The 22,719-nt window shown below is 70.1% G+C and carries 22 protein-coding genes; 12 read left to right on the top strand and 10 right to left on the bottom strand.

Going from position 1 to position 22,719, the window contains the following annotated elements:
• Positions 1-79: 79 nt before the first annotated feature.
• Positions 80-1,633: an AbgT family transporter gene (locus OG718_RS31320; protein WP_143644138.1), complete on the top strand. Its 1,554-nt coding sequence runs from the start codon at positions 80-82 to the stop codon at positions 1,631-1,633.
• A gap of 51 nt (positions 1,634-1,684) precedes the next feature.
• A complete protein-coding gene (locus OG718_RS31325; protein ID WP_306939344.1) occupies positions 1,685-2,875 on the top strand; it encodes a M20 family metallopeptidase in 1,191 nt (396 codons plus the stop codon).
• A gap of 159 nt (positions 2,876-3,034) precedes the next feature.
• Here the strand turns inward: OG718_RS31325 and OG718_RS31330 are convergent, their stop codons facing one another.
• Positions 3,035-3,694 (bottom strand): hypothetical protein, encoded by a 660-nt coding sequence (locus tag OG718_RS31330; RefSeq protein WP_186001545.1) that lies wholly within the window; start codon positions 3,692-3,694, stop codon positions 3,035-3,037.
• 383 nt (positions 3,695-4,077) lie between these two features.
• Between OG718_RS31330 and hemL the strand changes: the two genes are divergently transcribed.
• The 9 genes from hemL to OG718_RS31375 all read left to right on the top strand — a co-directional run bounded on the left by hemL (position 4,078) and on the right by OG718_RS31375 (position 13,961).
• Positions 4,078-5,442: a glutamate-1-semialdehyde 2,1-aminomutase gene (gene hemL / locus OG718_RS31335; protein ID WP_328845762.1), complete on the top strand. Its 1,365-nt coding sequence runs from the start codon at positions 4,078-4,080 to the stop codon at positions 5,440-5,442.
• The gene (locus tag OG718_RS31340) at positions 5,439-6,113 is read left to right on the top strand and encodes a histidine phosphatase family protein (RefSeq protein ID WP_143644135.1); all 675 of its coding nucleotides are present in this window, start codon (positions 5,439-5,441) and stop codon (positions 6,111-6,113) included. Before hemL ends, OG718_RS31340 begins: the two co-directional genes overlap by 4 nt.
• A 293-nt stretch (positions 6,114-6,406) precedes the next feature.
• On the top strand, positions 6,407-7,699 hold the full coding sequence (locus OG718_RS31345; protein WP_328845763.1) for a hypothetical protein: 1,293 nt from the start codon (positions 6,407-6,409) through the stop codon (positions 7,697-7,699).
• Positions 7,700-7,800: 101 nt separating this feature from the next.
• A complete protein-coding gene (locus OG718_RS31350) occupies positions 7,801-8,466 on the top strand; it encodes a TlpA family protein disulfide reductase (RefSeq protein ID WP_143644133.1) in 666 nt (221 codons plus the stop codon).
• Positions 8,467-8,472: 6 nt separating this feature from the next.
• Positions 8,473-9,240: a cytochrome c biogenesis CcdA family protein gene (locus tag OG718_RS31355; RefSeq protein ID WP_143644132.1), complete on the top strand. Its 768-nt coding sequence runs from the start codon at positions 8,473-8,475 to the stop codon at positions 9,238-9,240.
• A gap of 3 nt (positions 9,241-9,243) precedes the next feature.
• Positions 9,244-11,106 (top strand): cytochrome c biogenesis protein ResB, encoded by a 1,863-nt coding sequence (resB, locus tag OG718_RS31360; protein ID WP_328845764.1) that lies wholly within the window; start codon positions 9,244-9,246, stop codon positions 11,104-11,106.
• Entirely contained in the window at positions 11,103-12,206 is a 1,104-nt protein-coding gene (gene ccsB, locus OG718_RS31365) for a c-type cytochrome biogenesis protein CcsB (protein WP_143644130.1), read from the top strand. The genes resB and ccsB overlap by 4 nt, the downstream gene beginning before the upstream one ends.
• A 145-nt stretch (positions 12,207-12,351) precedes the next feature.
• Positions 12,352-12,939: an RNA polymerase sigma factor gene (locus tag OG718_RS31370; protein ID WP_328847866.1), complete on the top strand. Its 588-nt coding sequence runs from the start codon at positions 12,352-12,354 to the stop codon at positions 12,937-12,939.
• The gene (locus OG718_RS31375; protein ID WP_328845766.1) at positions 12,936-13,961 is read left to right on the top strand and encodes a CU044_5270 family protein; all 1,026 of its coding nucleotides are present in this window, start codon (positions 12,936-12,938) and stop codon (positions 13,959-13,961) included. The genes OG718_RS31370 and OG718_RS31375 overlap by 4 nt, the downstream gene beginning before the upstream one ends.
• Positions 13,962-13,988: 27 nt before the next feature.
• Here the strand turns inward: OG718_RS31375 and OG718_RS31380 are convergent, their stop codons facing one another.
• The 3 genes from OG718_RS31380 to OG718_RS31390 form a co-directional block, all read right to left on the bottom strand.
• A complete protein-coding gene (locus tag OG718_RS31380) occupies positions 13,989-15,146 on the bottom strand; it encodes a hypothetical protein (RefSeq protein WP_186001544.1) in 1,158 nt (385 codons plus the stop codon).
• 247 nt (positions 15,147-15,393) lie between these two features.
• Positions 15,394-16,371 (bottom strand): isopenicillin N synthase family dioxygenase, encoded by a 978-nt coding sequence (locus OG718_RS31385; RefSeq protein WP_328847867.1) that lies wholly within the window; start codon positions 16,369-16,371, stop codon positions 15,394-15,396.
• Between the two features lie 52 nt (positions 16,372-16,423).
• Positions 16,424-16,873: a nucleoside deaminase gene (locus tag OG718_RS31390; RefSeq protein WP_186001542.1), complete on the bottom strand. Its 450-nt coding sequence runs from the start codon at positions 16,871-16,873 to the stop codon at positions 16,424-16,426.
• Between the two features lie 166 nt (positions 16,874-17,039).
• Between OG718_RS31390 and OG718_RS31395 the strand changes: the two genes are divergently transcribed.
• Positions 17,040-17,558: a YqeB family protein gene (locus tag OG718_RS31395; RefSeq protein WP_443055361.1), complete on the top strand. Its 519-nt coding sequence runs from the start codon at positions 17,040-17,042 to the stop codon at positions 17,556-17,558.
• On the opposite strand, the gene OG718_RS31400 is transcribed toward OG718_RS31395, so the two are convergent.
• The 6 genes from OG718_RS31400 to OG718_RS31425 all read right to left on the bottom strand — a co-directional run bounded on the left by OG718_RS31400 (position 17,546) and on the right by OG718_RS31425 (position 22,664).
• Positions 17,546-18,346, bottom strand: coding sequence for a VOC family protein (locus tag OG718_RS31400; protein ID WP_328845767.1), 801 nt, complete (start codon positions 18,344-18,346; stop codon positions 17,546-17,548). The genes OG718_RS31395 and OG718_RS31400 overlap by 13 nt on opposite strands.
• Positions 18,347-18,430: 84 nt before the next feature.
• Positions 18,431-18,874, bottom strand: coding sequence for a GNAT family N-acetyltransferase (locus OG718_RS31405; protein ID WP_328845768.1), 444 nt, complete (start codon positions 18,872-18,874; stop codon positions 18,431-18,433).
• A gap of 270 nt (positions 18,875-19,144) precedes the next feature.
• On the bottom strand, positions 19,145-20,137 hold the full coding sequence (locus OG718_RS31410; protein WP_328845769.1) for an aldo/keto reductase: 993 nt from the start codon (positions 20,135-20,137) through the stop codon (positions 19,145-19,147).
• A gap of 89 nt (positions 20,138-20,226) precedes the next feature.
• Entirely contained in the window at positions 20,227-20,685 is a 459-nt protein-coding gene (locus OG718_RS31415) for a nuclear transport factor 2 family protein (protein WP_328845770.1), read from the bottom strand.
• Positions 20,686-20,883: 198 nt separating this feature from the next.
• On the bottom strand, positions 20,884-21,678 hold the full coding sequence (locus OG718_RS31420) for an ABC transporter permease (RefSeq protein WP_328845771.1): 795 nt from the start codon (positions 21,676-21,678) through the stop codon (positions 20,884-20,886).
• Positions 21,675-22,664, bottom strand: coding sequence for an ATP-binding cassette domain-containing protein (locus OG718_RS31425; RefSeq protein ID WP_328845772.1), 990 nt, complete (start codon positions 22,662-22,664; stop codon positions 21,675-21,677). The genes OG718_RS31420 and OG718_RS31425 overlap by 4 nt, the downstream gene beginning before the upstream one ends.
• Positions 22,665-22,719 lie beyond the last annotated feature (55 nt).

Genomic DNA, 22,719 nt, shown 5'->3' on the forward strand with positions numbered 1-22,719 from the left:
TACGTCCAAGGTATAGAGAATCTCTCATCAGGATGCCATTGTTCGCGAGAACATCCCTCAAATGCACGAAGAGGTACCGATGAGTGCCACCTCTGCCCAGCCACAGCCGACCGAGCCCCGGTCGAGAGTCATGCGTGCCGCGTTCCGGAGTTTCGCGGCGATCGAGAAGGTCGGGAACAGACTCCCCAACCCGTTCTGGCTGTTCTGGATCCTCGCGGGGGTGGTGATCGTCCTCAGCGCGGTACTGGCGGCGGCCGGTGTCGGCACCGTGCATCCAGGGACGCACGACACCATCGAGGTGCAGAGCCTGCTGAGCAAGGCCGGGCTCACGACGATGGTCGAGGGGGCCGTCGAGAACTTCGCGACCTTCCCGCCGCTGGCCACGATCCTCATCGTGGGCTTCGGCATCGCCGTCGCCGAGGCGAGCGGACTGTTCACGGCCATGCTGCGCCGCATGGTCGCCCGAGTGCCGGGCAAGTACCTCACCTTCGCGCTGTCGATGACGGCGATGGTCGCCCACGTCGCCGGCGACGCCGCGTACGTCACGCTCATCCCGCTCGGGGCGCTGATCTACCGCGCCGCCGGCCGCAGCCCGGTGCTCGGCTGCATCGTCGCCTACGTCTCCATCTCCGCCGGGTACGACGCCTCCCCGGCGATCACCACGACCGACGTGCTGCTGTCGTCGATCTCCACCGCTGCGGCCCACACCATCGACGCGGACTACGTCGTCACCCCGGTGGCGAACTACTTCTTCGCGCTCGCCTCGTCGGTCCTGGTGGCCCTGGTGATCACGCTCGTCGTCGACAAGGTCCTCGCCCGCCGATCGGACCTGGAGCCCGACGAGCCGGTCACCGCGCTGACCGACGACGAGCTGAAGACGATCGAGGTGACCGAGCAGCAGCGCCGCGCGCTGCGGGTGACCGGGCTGGTCGCGGCCGGCTTCGTCGCGCTGCTGGCGCTGGCCCTCGTCCCGGCGTCCTCACCCCTGCGCGGCGAGAACGGCTCCATCGTCGAATCCCCGCTGATCACAGGCATGTCGCTCGTCCTCTTCCTGTTCTTCACCCTCGTCGGCTGGGTCTACGGCCGGATGACCGGCACCTTCCGTGCCCCCGCCGACATCGTCGACGCGCTGGTCGAGGGCACGCGCACATACGCCCCGATCCTCGTTCTCTTCTTCGCGATCTCGCAGTTCCTCGCGTACTTCAAGTGGACGAACATCGGCAACGTCATCGCCATCGAGGGCGCGCAGACCCTGAAGGACATGCACCTGGGCGGCTGGACCGTGCTGGTCGGCATCGCCGTGCTGATCACCTTCATGAACCTCGTCATCACCAGCGGCTCCGCGCTGTGGGCCCTGGCCGCTCCCATCCTCGTACCCATGCTGATGCTCATCGGCATCGAGCCCGAGACCACCCAGGCCGTCTACCGCGTCGCCGACTCGGTCACCAACTGCGTCACCCCGATGAGCCCGTACTTCGCGATGGCGCTGGGCTTCATCCAGCAGCACAAGAAGTCGGCCGGCATCGGCACCCTGGCCTCCTTCACGATCCCGATCGCCGCTGTCGTCTGGGTCGCCTGGGTCGCGTTCTTCGTGGCCTGGTACCTGCTCGGCATCCCCCTGGGCGTCGGCTGACCCCGCTCTCCCGCAACAGCGCCCGCACGCCCTCGTACGAGAAGGAAGACCATGACCGCATCGCCCGCTGCCGCCGCCCTCACCGCCCGCGCCCAGGAGGTCTCGACGGAGATCGTCGGCGACATCCTGGCCCTCGTCCGCCAGGAGACCGGCAGTTACGACCTGCCCGGTCTCGCGGCCGGCCTGGACCTCCTGCGTGAACTGGCCGTCCGCCGGCTCGGGCAGCCCGACCACGAGCACCGCCACCCGGGCGGCGAGTGCGGAGACACCCTCACGATGACCTACACCGGCTCCGGTACCGGCGCCGGGCACGTCCTGCTCGTCGGCCACTACGACACCGTGTGGCCGACCGGGACGCTCGCCGGATGGGAGCAGCCTCAGGCGTCCGACGACGGGCGGGAGAAGCTCGGCGGACCGGGCATCTTCGACATGAAGACCGGCCTGGCCCAAGGGATCTGGGCCCTGAAGCTGGCCCGGGAGAGCGGGGCGCCCGTGCCCACCGTCACCTTCCTCTTCAACGGCGACGAGGAGATCGGCTCCCTGTCCTCGCGGCCGGTGATCGAGGAGGCCGCGCAGAAGGCCGACGTCACGCTGGTGCTGGAGCCGACCGCCCACGGCGCGGTCAAGACCGCCCGCAAGGGCACCGGGATCTTCCAGGTCACCGCCACCGGTGTCGAGGCGCACGCCGGGCTCGCGCCCCAGGACGGGGCGAGCGCGGTCACCGCCCTGTCGGAGTTCGTGGTCGCCGCGGCGAAGGTCGCCGCGCCCGACCGGGGCACCACGATCAACACCGGGCTCTTCAGGGGTGGTTCGGCCATCAACGTCGTCGCCGGGCAGGCCACCGCAGGCGTCGACATCCGGGTCGGCAGCCAGGCCGAACAGGACCGTGTCGACGCCGAACTGGACGCCATCGAGGTCAGCGACCCGCGCGTCCGCATCGAGATCGCACACGACTGGAACCGGCCCCCGATGACCCTCAACGCCGCCTCCGCCCCTCTCCTCGACCTCGCCCGCGAGGTCGCCCGCGAGCAGGGCCGGGGCGAGCTGCCCGACGCCGCCGTCGGCGGCGCCAGCGACGCCAACTTCGTCGCCGCGCTCGGCCTGCCGGTGCTGTGCGGCATGGGCGCGGTCGGCGACGGCGCCCACGCCCAGGGCGAGTTCATCTACCCCGACACGGTGCCCGCGCAGACGGCCCTGGTCGCGGGCCTGCTCGGCCGCCTGACGCAGCCGCTGCGCGGCTGAACGCGTCAGCGACAGACACCCGTGGGCGCGGGCGCTCAGTACCCTCGCCCACGCGTATGCGCCTTCAAGGGGCCTTGGCCGCCCTCTCCCGGAACATGACGAGGGCGGAGCCCGAAAGCTCCGCCCGGTTCGCAGGAAACCCGGATCACCCGGATCAGGTCAGGGCCACACCAGGCAGTACGGCTGGTGCCCCGCCTCGTGCAGACGGTGGCTGAAGTCCTGCCACTCGTGCAGCAGCTGGTACACGTTGTACGCGTCTCGGGGGCCGCCGCGGTCCGGGACCGTCGACCAGATGAAGGCGGCCGCGCCCACGGCCTCCTCGCCGATGCCGCGCAGGGGGTCGACGACGGTCATGGGGAGCTTCACGACGGCGTAGTCGGGGTGGAGGACGACGAGTTCCAGCGGGGGCACCTTGTGCAGAGGTATGCCCTCTATGCCGGTGAGGACCATCGCGGCCATCGTCTCCGGCTTGATCTTGGTGAACATGCCGTTCATACCGAGCTCGTCGCCGCCGAGTTCCTCGGGCCTCATGGAGATCGGAACGCGAGCGGCGGTCGCGCCGTCCGGGGCTCCGAAGTATTTGTACGTCACCCCCACCCGGCCACCATTCCCGCTTCCTGCCCTGAGCTGGTCCGCCCCGCGGTCTGTGTAGTCCATACCGTCCATACGGCTCGACGGGTCGTTCCGCTCAGGTTCGCTCTGCGATCCCTGTGCCTGACGTGTCTCGGCCGCTTCCGCTTCGCGTCGGTGCTTCCCCCGCCGGGCACGCCGAGGACCCAGGTCATCGGTCCCCTCGCCCAGTCCGCCACCGCGATGCATATCTCCACCCGACTGCTTTTCCAAGGCGCGCAACCCCCGCCACGCAACCCGATCATCGTGAGAGTGACCTCCCCCACGGCCGCCCGCCGAAACGTGCGTTGAAACACTTGTCCGTCGCCGTGGACCGACCCCACGCGTGTGAAGTCAACTATCCCCGAGAACGGCACCTTCAGGGAGTCTAGGTAGTTCGCGCTCGCGGTGACCAACGAAGAGTGGAGCGGCGCGCGGTATCGCGTGACAGAAGGGTATACCGTTCCCGAGCCGATTAGCAGATATCGGTGAAATCGGGCATCCGGAGTGGAGGGTTCGGACGGGAGTGCTCTGGTGCCGGAGACCCCGGGGCAGAGCCGGGGCGATCGGCCTCTGGCCGTACGCTGAAGGACATGGCAGAGGCGAACAACATCTCCGGCGGTGCGTCCCCCGAGGCGGGGGCGGCGGTCCCGTACCCCTATGAGGCGCCGGTCTCGCAGACCCTTTTCGACCGTGCGGCGGCCGTCACGCCCGGTGGCGTGAACTCGCCCGTCCGCGCGTTCCGGGCCGTGGGCGGTACGCCCCGGTTCATGGTGTCCGGCACCGGTCCCTACCTGACGGACGCCGACGGGAGGGGGTACGTGGACCTGGTTTGTTCCTGGGGGCCGATGATCCTCGGCCATTCCCGTCCCGAGGTGATCGCGGCGGTCCAGGAGGCCGTGTCCCGAGGCACTTCCTTCGGTACGCCGGGGGAGGGCGAGGTCGCACTCGCCGAGGAGATGGTCGCGCGGATCGAGCCCCTGGAGCAGGTGCGGCTCGTGTCCAGCGGGACCGAGGCCACCATGTCGGCGATCCGGCTGGCCCGCGGGTTCACCGGCCGCGCCAAGGTCGTGAAGTTCGCCGGCTGCTACCACGGGCACGTGGACGCGCTGCTCGCCGCGGCCGGCTCCGGCGTCGCCACCTTCGGGCTTCCCGACACCCCGGGCGTCACCGGCGCCCAGGCCGGGGACACCATCGTCCTGCCGTACAACGATCTCGACGCCGTGCGCGAGGCCTTCCGGGCCCATCCCGGCGAGATCGCCTGCGTCATCACCGAGGCCTCGCCCGGGAACATGGGCGTCGTGCCGCCCGGGCCCGGCTTCAATCAGGGGCTCAAGGACATCTGTGCCGAGGGCGGCGCGCTGTTCATCTCCGACGAGGTCATGACCGGCTTCCGGACCAGCAAAGCCGGCTGGTACGGCGTCGACGGCGTCACCCCCGACCTCATGACCTTCGGCAAGGTCATGGGCGGCGGCTTCCCGGCCGCGGCCTTCGGCGGGCGGACGGACGTGATGGCGCACCTCGCACCCGCGGGGCCCGTCTACCAGGCCGGCACCCTGTCCGGGAACCCGGTCGCGACCGCCGCCGGGCTCGCGCAGCTGCGGCTGCTCGACGACGCCGCGTACGTGAAGGTCGACGCGGTGTCCGAGCAGATCCGTACGCTCGTTACTGACGCCCTCACCAAGGAAGGTGTGGCGCACCGGCTGCAGAACGCGTCCAACATGTTCTCCGTCTTCTTCACCGAGGGGGACGTACGTAATTACGAGGACGCGAAGGCGCAGGAGTCGTACCGCTTCACCGCGTTCTTCCACTCGATGCTGGCGCAGGGTGTCTACCTGCCGCCGTCCTCGTTCGAGTCCTGGTTCGTGTCGACGGCGCACGACGAACGGGCGGTTCAGCGGATCGCCGACGCCCTTCCGGCGGCGGCACGGGCAGCAGCGGAGGCCACGGCAGCATGAGTGACATCACCGTCGTACACGTGATGCGGCACGGCGAGGTCGCCAACCCGGACGGGGTTCTGTACGGGCGACTCCCGGGCTACCGCCTGTCCGAGCTCGGGCAGCAGATGGCCGAGCGGGTCGCCGAGCATCTCGCCTCGCGGGACATCACGCATGTCGTCTCCTCGCCGCTGGAGCGGGCGCGGGAGACGGCCACGCCGATCGCCAAGTCGCACGGCCTTGAGCTCGCGACCGACGGCCGGCTGATCGAGGCCGACAACGTCTTCCAGGGCAAGACCTTCGGGGTCGGGGACGGTGCGCTGCGCCGGCCCGAGAACTGGAAGCACCTCGTCAACCCGTTCAAGCCGTCCTGGGGCGAGCCGTACGTGGACCAGGTCGTGCGGATGATGGGGGCGCTCGACGCCGCGAAGGACGCGGCCCGGGGGCATGAGGCCGTGTGCGTCAGCCATCAGTTGCCGATCTGGATCGTGCGGTCCTATGTGGAGCGGCGGCGGTTGTGGCACGACCCGCGGAAGCGGCAGTGCACGTTGGCGTCGTTGACGACCTTCACGTATCAGGGCGACAAGATCGTGTCTGTTGGCTACAGCGAGCCCGCGCGGGATCTTGTGCCTGCGCATCTCCTTGCGGGGGCCAAGCCGGTGAAGGGTAAGTCCAAGGCCTTCGGAGCGTAGGCGCTGCGCTGGCTGGCTCGGTTCGCTCCGGGCGGTTCGTTGCGTGCCGGCCGGTGGGGGCTTGTCGCGCAGTTCCCCGCGTCCCTTATGGGGCGCGCTGGTCCCTGGCCCCTTGAAAAAGTCGTCCTGCTGAGACGGTGAATCCGTCTGTCGCGTTCCGGTGTGTCCGTTACAGGTTCATCTTCGGATAGTCACCGAAATATGTGTGTGTGACCGGGAACCCACGTGTTCGTCGTGCCCTCTAACCCGGTGTCCATTCGACATGGGCGCAGGGCACGACGGATGGGGACGGAATGCGCGACATCAGCCGAAGGGGAGCGCTGGGGCTCGGAGTCGGGGCCGCGGCCGCGATGGGAATCGCGGGCTGCGGTAGCGCACTGGGAGACGGCTCCGGCGGGGTCGGGGGTTCCGGAAACCGTGGCAACGGCGGAAACAAGCGAGGCGAACACCCCGTACGCCCCATCGGTGACGGTTCCACCTCCTTCACCGGGAAGCAGCCGAAGCAGCCCGGCAGGCCCCGGCCCCTCGAACCCGGCGAGACCCCTCCGCAGTTCGTCGTCTTTTCCTGGGACGGTGCGGGCGACGTCGGCAACGGCCTCTTCGAGCGATTCCTGAAACTCTCCGAAGAGCACGACGCGAGCATGACGTTCTTTCTCTCCGGGCTCTATCTGCTGCCCGAGTCGAGAAAGCGCAAGTACCTCCCGCCGAACAACGCGCCGGGCGCGTCCGACATCGGTTATCTGACGGACGACCACATCAAGTCGACGCTGAAGAACGTCCGGCGGGCCTGGCTCGACGGCCACGAGATCGGCACGCACTTCAACGGCCACTTCTGCGGCGGCAGCGGCACGGTCGGCAACTGGACGCCCGCCCAGTGGAAGAGCGAGATAGCCCAGGCGAAGTCCTTCGTCAAGGAATGGCGCACGAACACGGGCTGGAGCGAGGCCGAGGTGCCCGCGCTGCCCTTCGATTATGAGAAGGAACTCATCGGCGGCCGCACGCCCTGTCTGCTCGGCCAGAGCAACCTGCTGCCGACCGCCCGCGAACTCGGCTGGCGCTACGACGCCTCCTCGCCCGGCGGCACCCAGGTCTGGCCCAGGAAGAACGGCGGTGTCTGGGACCTGCCGCTCCAGGCGATCCCCTTCCCCGGCCACACCTTCGAGGTCCTCTCGATGGACTACAACATCCTCGCCAACCAGTCGGTCAACTCGACGCAGGCGCCGCCCGCCAACTACCCGGCCTGGCGCGAGCAGGCGACCAACTCGTACATAGCTGGCTTCAAGCGGGCATACGAGACGAATCGCGCCCCCTTCTTCGTCGGCAACCACTTCGAGGAGTGGAACGGCGGCATCTACATGGATGCCGTCGAGGGCGCGCTGAAGCACATCGCGGGCAAGAAGGACGTACGCCTGGTGTCGTTCCGCCAGTTCGTGGACTGGCTCGACGCGCAGGACCCGGCCGTCCTGGAGAAGCTGCGGTCGCTGGGCGTGGGGCAGGAACCGGCCGGTGGCTGGAACGGGTTCCTCGGCGAGGTCGGCACGAACTCCACGAACGGGTCGGAGAAGGACTCGGACAAGACCACCTGACGGTCGCCCGGAGGAGTGCCCGAAATGGCGTCCGACGTGCGGGTTTCCGCCTGCGAGGGGGGTGGGCAAGATCCTCGGAACGGACATGCGAAACTTTTCACATGAGTGCCGCCAGCCGCGCCCCCCAGCGCTCGATCCGGACCCCTCAGCGCACGAACCGTACGAACCGAGCCCGCAGCCGTAGTCATGGCCGCGCCGTCCTGCTGACCGGCGGGGCCGTCGTCGCGGCGCTGCTGCTGTCCGCCTGCGGTTCCGGGGGCAAGTCCGGCGGGACCGGCAACACCGGCTTCGTCACCGGCTCCGACGGCATCGCGACGGCCGAGAAGGGCAGCCGGGTCGCGGCTCCCGAACTGTCGGGCAAGACCATCGACGGCAAGCAGCTCGACGTCGCCGACTACAAGGGCAAGATCGTCGTCCTGAACGTCTGGGGCTCCTGGTGCGGCCCCTGCCGCCTGGAAGCGAAGAACTTCGTCAAGGTCTCCGACGACCTCAAGGACCAGGGCGTGCAGTTCGTCGGCATCAACACCCGCGACACCAGCACCAGTCCGGCGATCGCCTTCGAGAAGGCGCACGGGGTCACGTACCCGAGCCTGTACGACCCGACGGGCAAGCTGATGCTCCGCTTCAAGAAGGGCACGCTCAACCCGCAGACGATCCCCTCCACGCTCGTGCTCGACCGGGACGGCAAGGTCGCCTCCCGCTCGCTGTCGGCGCTCAGCGAGGCGAGCCTGCGCAAGATGCTCAAGCCGATCCTCGCGGAGAAGTGACGGCTCGTGTCTCTTCTCGTAGCCGCGGGCACCGACCCCAACCAGACCGTCCTCACCGGGGCGCTGGTGCTCGCCATCCCGATCGCCGTACTCGGCGGGCTCGTCTCCTTCTTCTCGCCGTGCGTACTGCCGCTCGTGCCCGGTTATCTGTCGTACGTCACCGGCGTCGGCGGCACCGACCTGGGTGACGCGAAGCGCGGGCGGATGGTGGCGGGCGCCTCGCTCTTCGTGCTCGGGTTCTCCGCGGTGTTCGTCTCCGGCGGTGCCCTCTTCGGGTACTTCGGCTCGACCCTGCAGGAGCACCAGAGCGTCCTCTCCAAGGTGCTCGGCGGGCTCATGATCGCCATGGGCGTCTTCTTCCTGGGCCTGATGCCCTGGCTCACCCAGCGTGAATTCCGCTTCCACAAGCGGCCGGTGGCCGGTCTCGTCGGGGCCCCGGTGCTCGGTGCGCTCTTCGGGATCGGCTGGACGCCCTGCATCGGACCGACGCTCGCGTCCGTGAACGCGCTCGCCTTCGACCAGGCGAGCGCCGGCCGCGGGGCCATACTGACCATCGCGTACTGCGTCGGTCTGGGCGTGCCCTTCGTCCTCGCGGCCGTCGCCTTCCGCAAGGCGCTCGGCGCCTTCGGCTGGGTCAAGCGCCACTACGTGTGGGTGATGCGCGTCGGCGGCGGAATGATGATCGCGACCGGTCTGCTGCTGCTGACCGGCGCGTGGGACAGCATCGTGCAGGAGATGCAGGGCTGGTCCGACGGCTTCACGGTGGGGGTCTGATCGATGAGCACGACACGGGACACGGACGTGCGGACCGGTGGGGCGGCTGGTGGGACGACCGGTCAGGAGAACGACACCGCCGCGACGGACGCCGCCGCGGCGCGGGACGCCGGTGAACTCGGCGCGGCCGGGGCGCAGCTGTCCACCGCTCCCCGGGACACGGTCGTACCGGGCTCCTTCGGCGGTGTGCGCGCCCCCGGTGCCGCGGGATGGCTGGCGTGGACCGGCCGCGAGACCGTCGGCTGGGCCCGCTGGTTCTGGCGGCAGCTGACCTCGATGCGGGTCGCGCTGATCCTGCTCTTCCTGCTGTCGCTCGGTGCGATCCCCGGGTCCCTGATCCCGCAGACGGGCCAGGACGAGACCAAGGTCGCCGACTTCATGAGCCGGCACGAGACTCTGGGCCCGATATACGAGAAGCTCGGCCTCTTCAACGTCTACAGCTCGGCGTGGTTCTCGGCGATCTACATCCTGCTGTTCATCTCGCTCATCGGCTGCATCGTGCCCCGCACCTGGCAGTTCGTGGGCCAGCTGCGCGGCAGGCCGCCGGGCGCCCCGCGACGGCTGAACCGGCTGCCCGCGTACACGACATGGCGCACCGAGGCCGCGCCGGAGGCCGTCCGCGAGGAGGCACTGAAGCTGCTGAAGCGGCGGCGCTTTCGCGCGCATGCCGCCGGGGACGCCGTCGCCGCCGAGAAGGGCTACCTCCGGGAGGTCGGCAACCTCGCCTTCCACATCGCGCTGATCGTGATGCTGATCGCCTTCGCCTGGGGCCAGCTGTTCAAGTACGAGGGCAACAAGCTGATCGTCGAGGGCGACGGCTTCGCCAACACCCTCACGCAGTACGACGACTTCAAGTCCGGGAGCCTCTTCAGCACGGACGACCTGGAGCCGTTCAGCTTCGTCCTCGACAACTTCAAGGGCACGTACGAGCCGAGCGGGCCCAACAAGGGCACGCCGCGCACGTACGAGTCCCACGTCACCTACAGCGAGGGCTCCGACGGCAAGGAGAAGCAGCGGACGATCAAGGTCAACGAGCCGCTGGACATCGCCGGCACGAAGGTCTACCTCGTCAGCCACGGGTACGCGCCCGTCGTCACTGTGCGGGACGGCAAGGGCGACGTCGTCTACCGCCAGGCCGTGCCGCTGCTGCCGCTCGACTCCAACGTCACCTCCACCGGTGCGATCAAGGTCATGGACGGCTACCGCGACGCCGACGGGAAGAAGGACCAGCTCGGCTTCCGGGCCTTCTTCCTTCCGGCCTACGGCGGGGCGAACACCGCGGTGGTCTCGCAGTTCCCCGCGCTGCTCAACCCGGTGCTGAACCTGGAAGCCTTCCACGGCGACCTCGGTGTGGACTCGGGCCTCCCGCAGAGCGTGTACCAGCTCGACAAGACCAACATGAAGGGCTTCAAGGACTCCAAGGGCAAGCAGCTCAGGGAGAACCTGAAGCCCGGCGAGACCATGAAGCTCCCGAACGGCGCCGGCTCGATCACCTTCGAGAAGGACATCAAGGAGTGGGCCGGCTTCCAGGTCACCGAGCAGCCCGGCTCCGGCTGGGCCCTCGCCGGAGCCCTCACCGCCATCTTCGGTCTCGCCGCCTCCCTCTTCATCCAGCGGCGCCGCGTCTGGGTCCGCGCCACCGCCGGTCCCGACGGCGTCACCGTCGTCGAAATGGCCGGCCTCGGCCGCAGCGAGTCGGCCAAGGTCCCGGAGGAACTGGGCGACCTGGCCGGAATCCTGTACGACCTGGCCCCGGGCGCACCGGACGCCCCGGACACACCTGAGTCCGACCCGGACCCGGAAGCAAAGACCTCCACCCCCGAACCCCCCGCCGTACCTGCCGCCGAAGGGGCTGAGAACAAGTGACTCTCGCCGCCGCAACCGAGCTCGCCGCCGCGACCAACGAAAACCTCGCGAACCTCAGCAACACGCTGATCTACTCCGCGATGGCCGTCTACACGCTGGCCTTCTTCGCGTACATCGCCGAATGGCTCTTCGGCAGCCGCAGCAAGGTCGGCCGGACGGCCGCCGCGCTGACCGCGGACAAGGACGCCAAGAAGGCGGCGGCTCCCGCGGTCACCGTGAAGAACGCGGGCGGGACCGCCGTACTGGAACGGCCCAAGGTCGTCACGCGGGCCGCTCCCGGCTCCCGGGACGTGCCGGACGGGCCCGGCGCGCACGGCGGGGACGAGCAGGGGGACCTCTACGGGCGTATCGCCGTGTCCCTGACCGTGCTCGCGTTCCTCATCGCGTTCGGCGGTGTGCTCACACGGGCTCTGTCGGTGCAGCGGGCGCCGTGGGGCAACATGTACGAGTTCAACATCACCTTCTCCACCGTCGCCGTCGGTGTGTACCTCGCGCTGCTCGCGATGAAGAAGAACGTCCGCTGGATGGGCCTCTTCCTGGTGACCACGGTCCTCCTCGATCTCGGTCTCGCCGTCACTGTCTTGTACACCGCCAGCGACCAGTTGGTTCCCGCCCTCCACTCGTACTGGCTCTACATCCACGTCTCCACGGCGATCTTCTGCGGTGCCGTCTTCTACGTGGGCGCGGTCGGCACGATCCTGTACCTCTTCAAGGACTCGTACGAGAACAAGCTGACGACCGGCGGGAAGCCCGGCCGTTTCGCCACGTCCGTCATGGAGCGGCTGCCCGCGTCGGCGTCGCTGGACAAGTTCTCGTACCGCGTGAACGCCGCCGTCTTCCCGCTGTGGACGTTCACGATCATCGCGGGCGCCATCTGGGCGGGCGACGCGTGGGGCCGCTACTGGGGCTGGGACCCCAAGGAGACCTGGTCCTTCATCACCTGGGTCGCCTACGCCTGCTATCTGCACGCCCGCGCCACGGCCGGCTGGAAGGGCCGCAAGGCCGCGTACATCGCGCTCATCGCCTTCGCCTGCTGGCTGTTCAACTACTACGGCGTGAACATCTTCGTCACCGGCAAGCACTCCTACGCGGGCGTCTGACACCTCCGTACGGCACCTCCGTCTGACACCCTCGTACGACCCGAGGCCGGTTCCATGTGACGTACGTCACGGGAACCGGCCTTCGTCGTACGGACAGGTGGGGGACGTGGAGACGAATCAGGGGGACCGCCCGAGCCGGCGGGAGATGCGCGCTCGAATACGGGCAGGGGACGCGGAGGCGTTCGGCGGGCTCTTCGACGCGTACGCGCGCTCCGTCTACAACCACGCCTTCCGGCTGACGGGGGACTGGTCGGGGGCCGAGGACATCGTGTCGCTGACGTTCCTGGAGGCCTGGCGGCTGCGGGAGCGGCTGGACGAGGAGGGCGGTTCGCCGCGGCCGTGGCTGCTCGGCATCGCCACGAACGTGGCCCGCAACAGGCGCCGGGCCGCCCGGCGTCACACGGCGGCGGTGGCACGGCTGCCGCCCGCCGAGGCCGAGCGCGACTTCGCCGACGAGGTCGCCGCCCGGATCGACGACGTGGAGTACCTCAGGTCCGTACGCGTCGCCGTCGACCGGTTGCGCCGCCCCGAGCGCGAGGTCCTCGCGCTGTGCGTCTGGGGCGGCCTCGACTACGCGGCCGCCGCGGAGGCGCTCGGCATCCCGGTCGGCACGGTGCGCTCCCGGCTCTCCCGGGCGCGCACGAAGCTCGCGGCGGAACTGGTCGGCGGGCGCGGACAGGTGAGGGACGGCCGCCCGTCCGTGGCCGGGCCCATCCAGGAGGGGAACCAGTGAGCACGATTCCCGAGAAGGACCTCCCGCCGGGCCGCCACCGCGTCCTGAGGGAGCATCTGATGCGCGAGATCAACGGGGAGACCCCGCCCGAGCCCGTACGCAGGATCTGGCGTCGCCCGGCCTTCGTGGCCCCGGCGGTGGCCGCGGCCCTTTCGGTCGCCGTCGTCATCGGGGCCGGCGTGACCCGGGACGCGGCCTCGGACGGGCCGCCCAGGCCGCACTCCGGGGCATCGGAACGCCCGGAGCGCAGCAGTTCGGAGAGCCCGGCCCAGCTGCTGGAGCGGGTCGCCGTGGCCGCCGCGAAACTGCCGACCGGGGTTGAGGGTGACGAGTTCGTCTACACGAAGACCGACAACTACCACTGGAAGATGGACCCCGAAAAGACGGTGGGGGACTGCCCCAGGACCCTGGAGGGCCACGGCTACGGCGTACGGGAGCGCTGGGAGTCCGTCGACGGCCGGCACGTGGGCCTGTCGCGGGAGCACAAGTCCGGCGGCGGAGTGGTGGAGCGGCCGATCGCCGAGCAGCTGCCCGGCAAGCACACGATCAACTTCTACGAGCAGGCGTTGGAACTCCCCACCGACACGGAGGGGATGTACCGCTGGCTCTACGGGCTCGACCCCGGTGAGAAGCCCTCCGGCAAGCGGTCCGCCGACGTGGCCGCCTTCGTGAAGGCGAGCGGTCTGCTCACCGGCAGCCTCCTGCCGCCGAAGACCGCCGCCGCGCTCTACCGGGCCGTCGCGAAGATCCCCGGTCTGATCGTCCTCGAAGGAGCCCGGGACGCCGCGGGCCGCACGGGGGTGGCCGTCGCCATGGATGGAGTCGCCGTTATCGGCTTCGGGCAGGGCGAGTCCCGCTCCGAGCTGATCTTCGACGAGAAGACCCTCGGCTACCTGGGCGAGAGCACGGTCAACCTCGCCGTTCCGAAACACCGGTGCGACTCTCTCGCGGCGGGCGACCTCGTCGGCTCGATCGCCATCCTGGAGCGGACCGTCGTCGACAGGAAGGGCGAGCAGCCGTAGGACCCGGGGGGCAGGCATCCGTGCCCCTCACGGTCCGCCTTCCACAGCCTGTGGAGAAGGAATCGCGTGCGGCGGCAGCGGTACGAGCAGGGCCCGGGACGAGACCGTGCCGCCGGGCTCCCAGCCGGTGGCGCGGGCCACCTCCGGCAGGGCGCGGCGTGCGGCGTTGCGCAGGGAGGGGTGGCCGTCACCGCGCAGCCCCGCGAAGAACGCCACCCGGTCGGCGATCCCGTCGGCCCGGTCCCGCAGTACCGGGCCGATCAGCCCGACACCGGCCGTGGCCTGGACGTTGTCGACGAGGACGACCGGACGTCCGGGCCGGTGCGTGCGCTGTACGGCACCGGTGTAGGCGTCGTCCAGGTCGGCCAGCAGGGCCCGTACGAGATACCGCTCGGCGTGGGTGCGGGAGTCGCCGCCCGCCCTGAAGTGCCCGGAGAGCAGGATCAGTCCGAGCTTCGGGTTGCCGCCCGCGCTCGGGCAGTCGCGGTACCAGGCGGCCGCCTTCCGCAGCCGGCGGTGGGTGGGTGTGACGCCCTCCGAGAAGACCTCCAGGGTCGCCTCGATGATCGGCTCGACGACCGACCCCGTACTGGATGGCGTGAGGGCAGATCCCGTACCGGACAGCGCGTCGACCCGTCCCGTGCCGGACAGTGCGTCGACCAGTCTGGTCGACACCCGGCCGACCCAGCGGCCGGTGAATCCGGCGACCCAGGAGCCGGTGTCGTTCAGCAGCAGGATCCGCTCGGCCTCCTGCCGGATGCGGGGCAGGTCACGGTCGCGCCAGCCGCCCGCGGCCACCGCCAGCAGCCCCGCCGTGAGCCTCGGGAAGGCGATCCGCCCGGAGCCCGCGACCGGCTCGGCGAGCTGCTCGGCGATCGTCAGGACGGCCTGCGACACGGGCGACCAGGCCTCGCCGGGCCGCTGGGCCGGGGGCCGCGCGAACAGCTCGTCCTCGCAGTCGATCAGGGCGAGCGGCGTGTGTCCTTCGTAGGCGGCCCGGAGTTCGCCGAGCACCGCGCTCTTGCCGAGCCCGGGCCCGCCCGTGAACACCACGAACGGCGGCTCCTTCGCGTACTCCAGAGGAGTCGGCCCGTGCTGGAACGGGCACAGGCCGACGAGTCGTGCGACGAGGCCGGGCGGATCCGTGTCGAACAGCGCCCCTCGGCCGTGCAGCCCACTGTGCACCGCATCTCCCCCTGGGGCGGTCCGGTTCTCCGTGCTGTTGAGAGGTGTATCAACAGCAGCACGGAGAGGGGGGAGTTGATTCGGACTGGGCCGCATGATGTCCGGCAGCTTGCGAAAGTGTCGCCGTCGTTGGCGGAGAGTGATCGCGGAATCGGTCGTGCGGCGCGTGCTCCCTGCCGTCTGCCGTCTGCCGTCTGCCGTCTGCCGTCTGCCCCGCGCTCCGCGGGAACGCGTCCCTGGGCCGTCGTCAGCCCACCGTGATCGAGTCCAGTTTCGCCCGCAGATACACGTGCGAGTCCACCGGCTCGTGGGCCACCCTTCCCACCGGAGCCGGGACGGACTCGACGACGGTGCCCGGGGTGCACTCGCCGAAGTAGACGAGGGACATCAGCTCCTCGGCGGGAGCGTCGGCGGGCGGCGGCAGGACGCGGTGACGGCCGGAGCGCCACCTGTCTCCCGTCCAGCGGGCCATCAGATCACCGATGTTGATGGTGAAGGCCTCGGGGTCGAAGGGTGCGTCCTCCCAGCCGCCCTCGTCCGTGTAGACCTGCAGACCGCCCTTGCCGGCCTGGCGGTCGAGGATGGTGACCGTGCCGAAGTCGGTGTGCGGGCCGATGCGGAACTGGCCCTCCTGCGGCTCGCCGACGACCTCCGTACCCGGGTACCAGTTGATGTTGAAGCCGTAGGTCGGGTGGTCCATGTGCTTGGTGAAGAAGTCGGGATCCAGGCCGAGGGCCTCGCCGAGCAGGGCGAGGAGGTGGTTCTCCAGCTCGGCCATCCGGGCCAGGTACTCCTCGCACAGCGCCCGGAGTTCGGGGGCCTGGGCAGGCCAGACGTTCGGCGCGTACCACTCCGCGTTCGTCGCCGGGTCGTCGAAGGGCTCGTGGGTCGCGAAGGTCAGGGACTCCTTGAGGTCGGGCGGGGTCTCCGTACCCTCCGAGTAGCCGTTGGCCTCGGCGCCCGGGCCGAGCCAGCCGCGGCCGCCGACCTTGACGGCGTACGCCTGCTTCACCTCGGCGGGCAGCCGGAAGAAGGAGCGGGCGCTCTCCCGGACGGCCGTGCGCAGGGCGGGGTCGACGCCGTGTCCGGTCACCAGGAGGAAGCCGGCGCTCTGGAGCGCCGCGTCGACCGTACGCGCGATCTCCTTGCGGGCCGTCGGGTCGCCGGAGACCCAGGGCCTCAGATCGACGGTCGGGACACGGGGGGTACGGGAGGTATCAGGGATACGGGAGGTACTGGGGCTGCCGGGGGCGCCGGGGCCGCTGGGGGTGGTGCCGTCACTCACCGATGTCCTCATTCCACAGCTCGGGTCGGTCCTTGATGAAGTCGCGCATCAGGGCGGTGCACTCGGGGTCGTCGAGGAGCACGATCTCCACGCCGTGTTCGGCGAGCCAGTCGTGCCCGCCGTGGAAGGTCTCGGCCTCCCCGACGACGACCCTGGAGATCCCGAACTGCCGGACGAGACCGCTGCAGTACCAGCAGGGGGAGAGGGTGGTCACCATCGTCGTGTCCTTGTACGTACGCTGCCGTCCCGCGTTCCGGAAGGCTGCCGTCTCCGCGTGCGTCGACGGGTCGCCGTCCTGGACGCGGCGGTTGTGCCCGCGCCCCAGCAGGGTGCCGTCCGCTCCGTACAACGCGGCCCCGATGGGGATGCCGCCCTCGTCCAGCCCCGTACGTGCCTCCTCGACAGCGGTGGCCAGCCATGCGCGCGCCTGTGCCTGATCCATGCCTTCCACTTTCCTTCGGCCGGTATACCGGGGCAACGTGCGGAAACTACCCGGTGGGCGACCAAAGTTGCGGGCACGTAGACCATCGGCCGACGACCGGACGTGCCGCGCTCGCCAGACTGGGGACCGCACCATCGGCGCCGATCGGGGGAGAAGCAGCGTGGACATGGAGAAGAGCGGCCGGGATCCGCGGGACAGGACGGTGGCGGGGCCGGGGGAGGCCACCGTGCTCGCGGAGCCGGTCTGGCAGCTCATGCTCGTCTGCGTGGGGTGCGGGGGCGTGGGCGGCTGGCTGCTCACGCTCCTGGCCGACCTGTGGCTGTCGCTGCCCTGGGTGCCGATGAAGGGACCGGCCCGGCTGCTGACCTCGGTCCCCGAACCCTGGCTCACCGTCGGCGCGGTCGGCGTGGGACTGGCACTGGGCCTGCTGCTCGGGATCACCGCCGTGTACGAGTCCCTGACCGCCCGTATCTCCGACAGCCGGGTGGTCCTCACGATCAGGGACTCGGACCGGGAGTTCACGCACGACGAGATCGCCCTCGCGTGCCGGGACGGCAAACAGCTCGTGCTGGTCGCCCCGGACGGCGGGGAGCTGGCCCGGGAGCACTGCGGCCTCCCCTGGCGCCGCCTCGCCGAGGCCTTCGCCGCACACGGCTACGACTGGGGAGCGCCTCAGCGGTCGTAGGCGGCGGCCGGCGGCGGTTGGCGGTCCTGGGCGGGCCTGGTGATGACCGAGAACTCCACTCCGAAGGGGTCCGTGAGGGTGGCGCTCCGGCCGTACGGGGTGTCCTCGGGGGCGTCGGCGGTGCCGCCCGCGGCGACGGCACGGCGTACGACGGCATCCGTGTCGGCCACCTCGAACGTGGTCGCCCAGACGGACCTGGGGGCGACCGGGAAACCGAAGATGCCGCCGATCTCGTGGCCGTCCCGGCGGCGCAGGAACGTGAAGTCGAGGTCCGGGAGGGTCTCGTTGAGGTCCAGGGTGTAGTCGAACACGGCCGTGTAGAAGGCCCGGGCCGGCTCGGGGTCCGGGGTGACCAGGTCGTTCCGTACGAGCGAGTCCGGCTCGTTCACGACCTCGCAGCCGACGTGCGCCCGCGCCTCCCAGAGGCCGAAGCGGGCGCCGACCGGGTCCTCCGCGAGGGCCGCGCGGCCGTGCTCCCCGATGTCCGCCGGAGCCGTGAGCACGGATCCGCCCGCGTCGGCGACCCGCTTGGCGGTGCCGTCGCAGTCCGCCGTCGCGAAGTACATGGTCCAGCCGGGATCCGTGGTGGCAGGCGAAGCCTGCGCGATGGCCGCGACGGGGCGTCCGCGCAGCAGACACACCGTCCCCAGGCCGGTCTTCGCGGAGTCCGGCGCGTACTCCCACCCGAAGAGCGCGCCGTAGAACTCCAGCGCGCGTTCGAGGTCGGGCACCCGGAGGTCGATCCACGTGGGCGTACCGTCCGGCTGGATGGTGGTGACGAGGCTCATCGGGGCTCCTTGGTCGGTCGGCGGAGGCGGTGAGCCCGACGATAGGAGCCGTGTAGGCCTAATCGTGTCCTATACGGCCAGGGCTCACGCCAGCCGTAGATCGATCCAGAGCGCGCTCTCGCCCGGCAGGGTGTACCGGTCGAACTCGACGAATCCGTGCCGTTCCGCGAACCGGAGTCCTTCCGTGTTGGCGGCCAGTACGACGGTCTCGATCCGCCGGGCGCCGAGTTCGCGCGCCTGCGCCAGCCCTCGTACGTATAGCCGCTCACCGAGTCCCTGGTGGCGGTGGCCGGGGAGTACGCGGGCGATCACGGTGGCCGTCGCCGTGTCGTCCGTGGGCGGGCGCACCGTCGTGCACCCGACGAGCACGTCGTCGCGGTAGGCGACCTCCAGGTGATTCCGCCCGGCCCGTTCCCGCACCTCGTCGAGGCCCATGGCGGCCGGCGGAACGATCACGTTGTGAACGTGCCGCCAGTCTTCGAGCAGGGACTCGGTGGCATCGACCCGTTCGATACGAAGATCAGTCATGGCAGCAGGGAATCCCCGCGGGCGGGCGACCGTCAACCGTGTTCTTCGCCCCCGCCGCCCCTACCCGTCCCATCCCTGGGGGCTGCGCCCCCAGACCCCCGCTGTCGGCCTGAACGGCCTCGTCCTCAAACGCCGGACGGGCTGAAGTGTCGGCCCGGGCCGCGAAGTATTCAGCCTCTCCGGCGTTTGAGGAGCGGGGGTTCGGGGGCGGAGCCCCTGAGTAAGGGACGGGAATGGGTAGGGGCGGCGGGGGCGAGGAAAGGCCCTTTCCTACGCCGGCGTCGGCGCCCCCTCCGGCAGCAACCCCCTCCCCTTCACCGCCCTCCAGAAATCCCCCGGAACAGGGTGGTTGAGGAGAGACACGGTCCCCGCCACCTCCTCGGCCGAGCGGGCCCCGACGACCACGTTCGTGACCGCGGGATGACCGAGCGGGAACTGGACGGCCGCCGCGAGGGGCGGGACGTCGAAGGCAGTGCAGATCCGCCTCAACGCCCCGATACGGGAGGCCAGTTCAGCCGGAACCGACGTGTACCCGTGCGGAGCACCCGGCCGGGGATCGGCCAGCAACCCCGACTGATAGACCCCCGCGGCCATGACAGCCACCCCCTGCTCGACACACAGCGGCAGCAACTCGTCGAGCCCCGACTGGTCGAGAAGGTTGTACCGCCCGGCCAACAGCACGCAGTCGGGCCCGGGCACAGCCGCCTCCCTCAGGAAGCGCGCCGCCACGGGCGCATGGTTGACGCCGAGGGAGACCGCGCCGACGACACCCTCGGCCCGCAGGTCGGCCAGCGCGCGGTACGCCTCGCCCACCGCGGCCCCGAAGTCCTCGTCGGGATCGTGGACATGGAGCACGTCGATCCGGTCGAGCCCCAACCGCCCCAGGCTCTCCTCGACCGACCGCAGCACCCCGGCGTACGAGTAGTCGAGCCGCGGACCGACCCCGGCCGGCGGGTCCGCCCAGATCGGCTGGGTGTCCGGTCCGCCGGGCTCGATGAGCCGCCCCACCTTGGTGCACAGCACGTACGCGTCACGGGGCCGCGACGCGAGGCCCGCGCCCGTACGGGTCTCCGAGCGTCCGTACCCGTACACGGGAGCCGTGTCGAAGAGCCGTACGCCCAACTCCCAGGCGGTGTCGATGGTGGCGGCTGCCTGTTCCTCGGGCACCGGCTCGAACAGGCCGCCCAGGGAGGCGAGTCCCAGCCCGAGACGGCTGACCTGAAGTCCCGTGCGGCCCAGTGGTACGAGGTCGTCGGCTCTCATCACCAACCTCTCCCCACGACACGATCCCTCTAACACGACCCGTCAGACAGGACCCGTCCAACGCGACCCGTCCGACTCGACCGGCACGCCTACTCGGCCAGGACGGCGACCACCGACGGCAGACGGCCCATGGCATGCGCCACGCCGAGCCCGTCCATGTAGTCGCGGACATGCGTGATCAGGCCGTCATGGACCCGGATCACCAGCAGGCCGGGAAAGTGGAAAGCTCGGCCGGTCGTGGTCACGGTCCCGGTGACGACCTGTTCGACGGTGATCACTTCGGGGTCGGTGCTGTCGTGCACGACGACGTCATGGATCTCCCGTGGCCGCGCCGGGCTCGCACCCCAGGCCGCCCGGTAGCCCGCACGTACCTCCTCGCGCCCCTGGTACCGCTCGGGCATCCCGGGGAAGAGGAACGGGAACTCGTGGACGGCGTCGACCGCGTAGAGGTCGGCCAGGTCGTCCGCGGAACCGTCGAGCATCGCCCGCTGATAGCGGGCCAGGACCTCGCGGGGCCCGGGGGAGTTCACGGCTGCTGTGTCCGGCATGGCATCGGTCTCCGTTCGTTCGGGTCTCCGACGAGTCTCCAGTCTCCGGCCGTCACGCCGCGTCGGTCCCACCGGGGCGGTCACGCCGCGTCGGTCTCGCCCAGGACGCCGACAGGGCGGCGTACGCCGACGTGGTGTCGGAGTGCGCCGCCCTGGGGCGGGACGAGTTGCGGGAGGTGGCCCGCGCTGTCACGGCGGTTACTTCGGGTCGCTGTTGAACTTCGCGGTCGACCAGAAGTAGCCGAGCACCGCGAGACCCAGGGACCAGGCGAGGGCGAGCCAGCCGTTGTGGCCGATCTCGGTGCCGAGGAGGAGTCCGCGCAGGGTCTCGATGGCCGGGGTGAACGGCTGGTACTCGGCGATCGGCTGGAACCAGCCCGGCATGGAGTCCACCGGCACGAAGGCGCTGGAGATGAGGGGCAGGAAGATGAGCGGCATCGCGTTGTTGCTGGCGGCTTCGGCGTTCGGGCTGATCAGGCCCATGCCGACGGCGATCCAGGTGAGTGCCAGGGCGAAGAGCACGAGCAGTCCGAACGCCGCCAGCCACTCCAGGACCGTGGCGTCCGTGGACCGGAAGCCGATGGCCACCGCGACGGCCCCGACGAGGATCACGCTCATCACGCACTGCAGCACGCTGCCGACGACGTGTCCGATGAGCACGGACGGGCGGTGGATCGCCATCGTGCGGAAGCGGGCGATGATGCCCTCGGTCATATCCATGGAGACGGACACCGCGGTGCCGATGGTCGTGCCACCGATGGTCATCAGCAGCAGGCCCGGCACGAGATACGCGACGTACGCGGACCGGTCCGGACCGCCGCCACCTCCTATGCCCGCGCTCATCGTGTCGCCGAAGACATAGACGAAGAGCAGCAGCAGCATGATCGGGGTGAGCAGCAGGTTCAGGGTGAGGGACGGGTAGCGCCGGGCGTGGAGCAGGTTGCGGCGCAGCATGGTGTTCGAGTCGCGTACGGCGAGGGCGAGGGAGCTCATCGGACATCCTCCTTGGCCTGGGTGGGCCGGCTGGGCTGGGCGGGCTGGGTGGGCAGGGTGGTGGTGCTGGTGAGGGCGAAGAAGACGTCGTCGAGGTCGGGGGTGTGCACGGTGAGTTCGTCGGCCTCGATGCCGGCCGCGTCGAGCCAGTCGAGGATGGAGCGCAGTTCGCGTTGGCTGCCGTCGCTGGGGATCTGCAGGGACAGGGCTTCGTCGTCGCGGGTGGCTTCGTGCAGGGCGAGGGCTGCGGACTGGTAGGTGGCCGGGTCGTCGAAGCGCAGTCGTACGTGTCCGCCGGGGATCAGCCGTTTCAGTTCTTCTGCGGTGCCTTCGGCGGCGATCCTGCCGTCGTTGAGTACGGCGATGCGGTCGGCGAGTTCGTCGGCCTCCTCCAGGTACTGGGTGGTGAGGAAGACCGTCACGCCGCCTGTGACGAGTTCGCGGATGATCTGCCACATGTTGTGGCGGGAGCGTGGGTCCAGGCCGGTGGTGGGTTCGTCGAGGAAGATGATCCTCGGGTTGCCGACCAGGGTCATGGCGATGTCCAGGCGGCGTTTCATGCCGCCGGAGTAGGTGGAGGCGGGCTTCTTCGCGGCCTCCACCAGGTCGAAGCGTTCCAGGAGTTCGGCGGCGACCCGCCGCCCCTCGCTGCGGGAGAGGTGGTGCAGGTCCGCCATGAGGAGCATGTTCTCCTCGCCCGTGATCAGACCGTCCACGGCGGAGAACTGACCGGTGACACCGATCGCGGACCGCACCGCCTGGGGGTCGGCGGCCAGGTCGTGGCCGCCGATGTGGATGTCGCCGGTGCCCGGGTCGGCGGAGACGAGGGTGGAGAGGATCTTCACGGCGGTGGTCTTGCCGGCGCCGTTCGGGCCGAGCAGGGCGAAGACCGTTCCTTCGGGGACGGCCACGTCGACGCCGTCGAGCACGGTCTTGTCGCCGTAGGACTTCCGCAGCCCGTTCGCCGCGATGGCCAAGCTGGTCATGATGGGTGCTCCTTCAGAGGCGCTGCTGACGGTGTGGTCGCCCGGAGGCCGCGGA

The sequence above is a fragment of the Streptomyces sp. NBC_00258 genome (genome assembly GCF_036182465.1).
Classification (GTDB): domain Bacteria; phylum Actinomycetota; class Actinomycetes; order Streptomycetales; family Streptomycetaceae; genus Streptomyces.

Coding starts and splice junctions, on each gene's coding strand:
- OG718_RS31390 (WP_186001542.1), bottom strand. CDS start 16,873: ATGGATCAGGCACAGGCGCGCGCATGGCTGGCCACCGCTGTCGAGGAG.
- OG718_RS31350 (WP_143644133.1), top strand. CDS start 7,801: ATGAGTGCCGCCAGCCGCGCCCCCCAGCGCTCGATCCGGACCCCTCAG.
- OG718_RS31330 (WP_186001545.1), bottom strand. CDS start 3,694: ATGCATCGCGGTGGCGGACTGGGCGAGGGGACCGATGACCTGGGTCCT.
- OG718_RS31395 (WP_443055361.1), top strand. CDS start 17,040: ATGGAGAAGAGCGGCCGGGATCCGCGGGACAGGACGGTGGCGGGGCCG.
- OG718_RS31410 (WP_328845769.1), bottom strand. CDS start 20,137: ATGAGAGCCGACGACCTCGTACCACTGGGCCGCACGGGACTTCAGGTC.
- OG718_RS31420 (WP_328845771.1), bottom strand. CDS start 21,678: ATGAGCTCCCTCGCCCTCGCCGTACGCGACTCGAACACCATGCTGCGC.
- OG718_RS31325 (WP_306939344.1), top strand. CDS start 1,685: ATGACCGCATCGCCCGCTGCCGCCGCCCTCACCGCCCGCGCCCAGGAG.
- OG718_RS31405 (WP_328845768.1), bottom strand. CDS start 18,874: ATGACTGATCTTCGTATCGAACGGGTCGATGCCACCGAGTCCCTGCTC.
- OG718_RS31425 (WP_328845772.1), bottom strand. CDS start 22,664: ATGACCAGCTTGGCCATCGCGGCGAACGGGCTGCGGAAGTCCTACGGC.
- OG718_RS31400 (WP_328845767.1), bottom strand. CDS start 18,346: ATGAGCCTCGTCACCACCATCCAGCCGGACGGTACGCCCACGTGGATC.
- resB (WP_328845764.1), top strand. CDS start 9,244: ATGAGCACGACACGGGACACGGACGTGCGGACCGGTGGGGCGGCTGGT.
- OG718_RS31415 (WP_328845770.1), bottom strand. CDS start 20,685: ATGCCGGACACAGCAGCCGTGAACTCCCCCGGGCCCCGCGAGGTCCTG.
- OG718_RS31320 (WP_143644138.1), top strand. CDS start 80: ATGAGTGCCACCTCTGCCCAGCCACAGCCGACCGAGCCCCGGTCGAGA.
- OG718_RS31345 (WP_328845763.1), top strand. CDS start 6,407: ATGCGCGACATCAGCCGAAGGGGAGCGCTGGGGCTCGGAGTCGGGGCC.
- hemL (WP_328845762.1), top strand. CDS start 4,078: ATGGCAGAGGCGAACAACATCTCCGGCGGTGCGTCCCCCGAGGCGGGG.
- OG718_RS31370 (WP_328847866.1), top strand. CDS start 12,352: ATGCGCGCTCGAATACGGGCAGGGGACGCGGAGGCGTTCGGCGGGCTC.
- OG718_RS31340 (WP_143644135.1), top strand. CDS start 5,439: ATGAGTGACATCACCGTCGTACACGTGATGCGGCACGGCGAGGTCGCC.